6 protein-coding genes are annotated in these 4500 nt (G+C 67.1%); 4 read left to right on the forward strand and 2 right to left on the reverse strand.

The genetic code is table 11. The annotated features are described in order from the left end of the window. From VGP60_RS21560 to VGP60_RS21575, 4 genes are all read left to right on the forward strand, one after another. Nucleotides 1–850: SDR family oxidoreductase (locus tag VGP60_RS21560; RefSeq protein WP_327549857.1), on the forward strand; the 850-nt coding region annotated here is incomplete at its 5' end. Nucleotides 851–1014: 164 nt separating this feature from the next. After that, nucleotides 1015–1350, forward strand: a complete 336-nt coding sequence (locus tag VGP60_RS21565; RefSeq protein WP_327549858.1) for a metalloregulator ArsR/SmtB family transcription factor — start codon at nt 1015–1017, stop codon at nt 1348–1350. After that, complete coding sequence (locus VGP60_RS21570) at nt 1347–1838, forward strand: SRPBCC family protein (RefSeq protein WP_327549859.1); 492 nt, start codon at nt 1347–1349, stop codon at nt 1836–1838. The genes VGP60_RS21565 and VGP60_RS21570 overlap by 4 nt, the downstream gene beginning before the upstream one ends. Then, entirely contained in the window at nt 1835–2242 is a 408-nt protein-coding gene (locus VGP60_RS21575; RefSeq protein ID WP_327549860.1) for a VOC family protein, read from the forward strand. The genes VGP60_RS21570 and VGP60_RS21575 overlap by 4 nt, the downstream gene beginning before the upstream one ends. Here VGP60_RS21575 and VGP60_RS21580 read toward each other — a convergent pair whose 3' ends face one another. Beyond that, the gene (locus VGP60_RS21580) at nt 2243–3253 is read right to left on the reverse strand and encodes an oligopeptide/dipeptide ABC transporter ATP-binding protein (protein ID WP_327549861.1); all 1011 of its coding nucleotides are present in this window, start codon (nt 3251–3253) and stop codon (nt 2243–2245) included. A 12-nt stretch (nt 3254–3265) separates the two neighbouring features. Next, nucleotides 3266–4294 carry an ABC transporter ATP-binding protein gene (locus VGP60_RS21585; RefSeq protein ID WP_327549862.1) on the reverse strand — a complete coding sequence of 343 codons (1029 nt, stop codon included), beginning with the start codon at nt 4292–4294 and terminating at the stop codon, nt 3266–3268. Between the last annotated feature and the right edge of the window lie 206 nt (nt 4295–4500).

The raw sequence follows: 4500 nt of genomic DNA on the forward strand, positions 1-4500 counted from the left end.
CGCCCTCACCGCACGGGCGCTGGCCGACGCCGGTCACACCGTCTACGCCGGGATCCGCGACACCGCGGGCCGCAACGCGCCGCGGCTCGACGAAATCAAGGCGTACAACGGCGAGCACGGCACGGACCTGCGCGGCATCGAACTCGACGTGTCGTCGCAGGAGTCCACGGACGCGGCGATCGAGGCCATCATCGCCGAGCACGGCAGGCTCGACGTCGTCATCCACAACGCCGGGCACATGGTGACCGGGCCGGCGGAGGCGTTCTCGACCGAAGAGATCAACCGGGTCTACGACACGAACGTCCTCGGCACCCAGCGGATCAACCGCGCCGCGCTGCCGCAGCTTCGCAAGCAGGGTTACGGTTTGGTGGTCTGGGTTTCCAGCAGCAGCACCCGCGGCGGCGTCCCGCCGTACCTCGCGCCGTACTTCGCGGCCAAAGCGGCGATGGACTCCTTCGCGGTCAGCTACGCCGCCGAGCTCGCCCGCTTCGGCGTCGAGACCTCGATCATCGTGCCCGGGTCGTTCACCACCGGCACCAACCACTTCGCCAACGGCGGCCATCCGGCCGATCAGTCCATTGTGGACCAGTACGAAACCAAGTACGCGGGCATGATGGACCAGGTGTCGCAGCGGCTCGCCGACCTGGCCCCGGCCGACGCCGACGTCTCCGCGGTGTCCGACGCCATCGTCGCGGTGGTCGACGCGCCCGCCGGCACCCGGCCGTTCCGCACCCATATCGACCCCGCCAACGACGGTGCCGAAGAGGTCGCCGTGGTCGCCGACCGGATCCGCGTCGAGTTCCTCGAGCGCATCGGCCTCAAAGACCTGCTGCACCCCGCCGTCACCTGACCACGAGCGGACATTAGCCATCTGTCGACAGATGGCTAATGTCTTGTGCGCGAGAGACCGCCACCTGTCGACAGATGGCGGTCCGCACGGCTCTTGACACCGTTCCCGCGAAGGCGTAGAAAACCACAAGGTTATGGAACACTGTGTTATCCAACCAAGTGGCTATGAAAGCAGGTGCGGGGTTGCTGGATACGACGTTCGCGGCGCTGGCCGACCCGACCCGCCGAGCCATCCTCGCCCGGCTGACGTCGGGCGAGGCCACGGTGACCGAGCTGGCCGAGCCGTTCGAGATGAGCCAGCCCGCGATCTCCAAGCACCTCAAGGTGCTGGAGCGCGCCGGGCTCATCTCCCGCGGCCGCGACGCGCAACGACGTCCGTGCCGCCTCGAACCGCAGCCGCTCAAGGCGGCGACCGACTGGCTCGAGGACTACCGCGACTACTGGGAAGAGAGCTACCAGAACCTCGACGGCCTGCTTGAGGCGCTCAAGGAGAAGCCGTGACCGTCGCCGTGACCACGCCGTCGGACCGCGAGATCGTGATGACGCGGGCATTCGACGCTCCCCGGCGGCTGGTGTTCGACGCACTCACCAAGCCGGAGCTGCTCAAACGCTGGCACGGCGCACGCGGCTGGTTCCTCGTCGACTGCGAGATCGACCTGCGCGCCGGCGGCACCTGGCGGTTCGTGTCCGAGGGCCCGCTGGGCATGAAAATGGGGCACAGCGGCGTTTACCGCGAGATCTCACCGCCGGATCGCTTGGTGTACACCGAATCCTTCGACGACCAGTGGTACCCCGGTGAGTCGCTGGTGACCGTGGACCTCGTCGAGCGGGACGCCAAGACCACGATGTCGACCACGCTGCTGTTCCCGTCACGGGAAGTCCGCGACCTCGTGCTCGCGTCGCCGATGAAGCGCGGTGTCGGCGAAAGCTACGAACGGTTGGACGTCGTTTTCACCGAAACCCGGCTAGCAGAAGGAGAAACCCCATGAAGTGGACACTCGAAGTCGTCATCATCCCTGTGTCGGACGTGGAACGCGCCAAGGGCTTCTACTCGGAGAAACTCGGTTTTGCCGTCGACCACGACACGAAGATCAACGAGGGCAACCGGATCGTGCAGCTCACCCCGCCAGGGTCGGGCTGCTCGATCGTCATCGGCGAAGGCGTCGTCCCGGACATGGCGCCGGGGTCGCTCAAGGGCCTGCAGCTCGTGGTCCCCGATGTCACCCAGGCGCGCGCGGAACTCCTCGAACGCGGTGTCGAGGTCAGCGAGGTCCAGATCCTGGGCGAGAACCCCCACCCCGTGCCACAACCACTCGACAACGTCGGTTTCGTCTTCTTCGCCGACCCGGACGGCAACTCCTGGGCCGTCCAGCAAATCTCCTCCCGCGCGTAACTAGGCCGTGGCGACGACTTGGCGGGGCTCGGGGAAGTGGCAGGCGGCGAGGTGTCCGTCGGCCGTTCCGCCGAGTTGCACCAAGGGCGGTTCCTGCGACGCGCAGATGTCTTGGGCTTTCCAGCAGCGCGTGCGGAAACGGCAGCCGGACGGCGGGTTGATCGGGGACGGGACATCGCCGGTCAGGCGGATCCGCTCGCGGTGCGACTCGCTGTCCGGGTCGGCGTCGGGGACTGACGACAGCAGCGCGTGGGTGTAGGGGTGGTGCGGGTTGCCGTAGAGATCCGCGCGATCGGCGATCTCGACGATCTTCCCCAGGTACATCACCGCGATCCGCTGCGAGAAATGCCGCACCACGGCCAGGTCGTGCGCGATGAAGATGAACGCGATGTCCAGTTCCCGCTGCAACCGCTGCAGCAGGTTGACCACCTGTGCCTGGATCGACACGTCCAGCGCCGACACCGGTTCGTCCGCCACGATCAGCTTCGGCTTCAACGCCAGCGCCCGCGCGACACCGATCCGCTGCCGCTGCCCGCCGGAGAACTCGTGCGGGTACCGGTTGTAATGCTCCGGGTTCAGCCCGACCGTCTCCAGCAGCTCCCGCACCCGCTTCTTCCGCCCGCCCGGCGGGTTGATCCCGTTGACCTCCATCGGCCCGGCGATGATCCCGCCGACGGTGTGCCGCGGGTTCAGCGACGAGTACGGGTCCTGGAAGATCATCTGGATCTCGGGCCGGATCGGCGCGAGCTCCTTGCGCGAGGAGTGCGTGATGTCGCGGCCCGCGTAGCTGATCGACCCGGCCGTCGGCTCCAGCAGCCGGGCGATCAGGCGTCCGGTGGTCGACTTGCCGCAGCCGGACTCGCCGACCAGCCCGAACGATTCACCTTGGTGCACCGTGAGATCGACGCCGTCGACAGCCTGTACGGCCCCGACCTTGCGCCTGAAGACCGCACCCGCGCGCACCGGGAAATGCATGGTGAGACCGCGCGTCTCGAGAAGAACCTCAGTCATGGTGTAAGTCCCTCAGCCCAGCCGCTGCTGGATCTCGTCGGTGAAGATGAACTCTTTGTCCGAAGTGGACAGATGACACGCCGAACCGTGGCCGTCCGAGGGCTCCAGTGCCGGCCGCTCGGTGGTGCACAGCTCGCCCGGCACGCGGGACGCAAAATCGCACCGCGGGCTGAACGGGCATCCCGGCGGGACGTCGATGAGACTCGGTGGCGTGCCGCGCACCGGAACCAGCGGGAGGTCGACATCGCCCGCGAGATGCGGGATCGACGAGAGCAGGCCCCAGCTGTACGGGTGCCGCGGTGTCTTGAGCACCTCGCGCACGGTGCCGCGTTCGACACATCGCCCGGCGTACATCACGAGCACGTCCTCGGCCATCTGCGCCACCACGCCCATGTCGTGCGTGATCAGGATGATCGCCGTGCCGAACTCGGACTGCAGTTCCCGCAACAGGTCCAGGATCTGTGCTTGCACGGTGACGTCGAGCGCGGTGGTCGGCTCGTCCGCGATCAGCAGGTCCGGGTCGCAGCACAGCGCGATCGCGATCATCGCGCGCTGGCGCATCCCGCCGGAGAACTGGTGCGGGTAGTCGTCGACCCGGCGCTCCGGCTGCGGGATGCCGACCTTCGTCAGCATCTCGACGGCCCGCTGCTTGGCCCGTTTCTTGGTGGCGCCAGTGTGTTTCCGGTATGTCTCCGCGATCTGCTCCCCCACCGTGTAGTACGGCGACAACGAGGTCAGCGGGTCCTGGAAGATCATCGAGATCCGCTTGCCGCGCAACTGCTGCAGGCGTGATTCCTTGGCACCGACCAACTCGGTGCCCTCGAAGACGATCTCGCCCGACACGGTCGTCTTCTCCGGGTTGTGCAGCCCGAGGATCGCGAGGCTCGACACGCTCTTGCCCGAGCCCGACTCGCCGACGATGCACAGCGTGCGGCCCTTGGCCAGATCGAACGACAACCCGTCGACAGCCTTGACGACACCGTCCTCTGTGGAAAATCGGACCTTCAGGTCACGCACCGACAGGATCGGGTCGGCGGTCATGTGCTTGCTCCTAGGTCGTGTCCGGTGAGTCCGCTCGATGGGCTTCGTGATCCAGGTGGTTCCTGGTGGTGCGGGGGATTCGGCCTCGTACTGGATGTACTCGGTCGAATCCCCCGTGCCGCCAGGGGCCGCCTGGGCGCGGAGACCGCGAGCGAGCCTTACAGGACACGACCTAGGACCGATCTTGGGCCGAACTCGGCACGCGG

The sequence above is a fragment of the Amycolatopsis sp. genome (genome assembly GCF_036008905.1).
Lineage (GTDB): Bacteria > Actinomycetota > Actinomycetes > Mycobacteriales > Pseudonocardiaceae > Amycolatopsis.

Coding starts and splice junctions, on each gene's coding strand:
- VGP60_RS21575 (WP_327549860.1), top strand. CDS start 1,835: ATGAAGTGGACACTCGAAGTCGTCATCATCCCTGTGTCGGACGTGGAA.
- VGP60_RS21585 (WP_327549862.1), bottom strand. CDS start 4,294: ATGACCGCCGACCCGATCCTGTCGGTGCGTGACCTGAAGGTCCGATTT.
- VGP60_RS21565 (WP_327549858.1), top strand. CDS start 1,015: ATGAAAGCAGGTGCGGGGTTGCTGGATACGACGTTCGCGGCGCTGGCC.
- VGP60_RS21580 (WP_327549861.1), bottom strand. CDS start 3,253: ATGACTGAGGTTCTTCTCGAGACGCGCGGTCTCACCATGCATTTCCCG.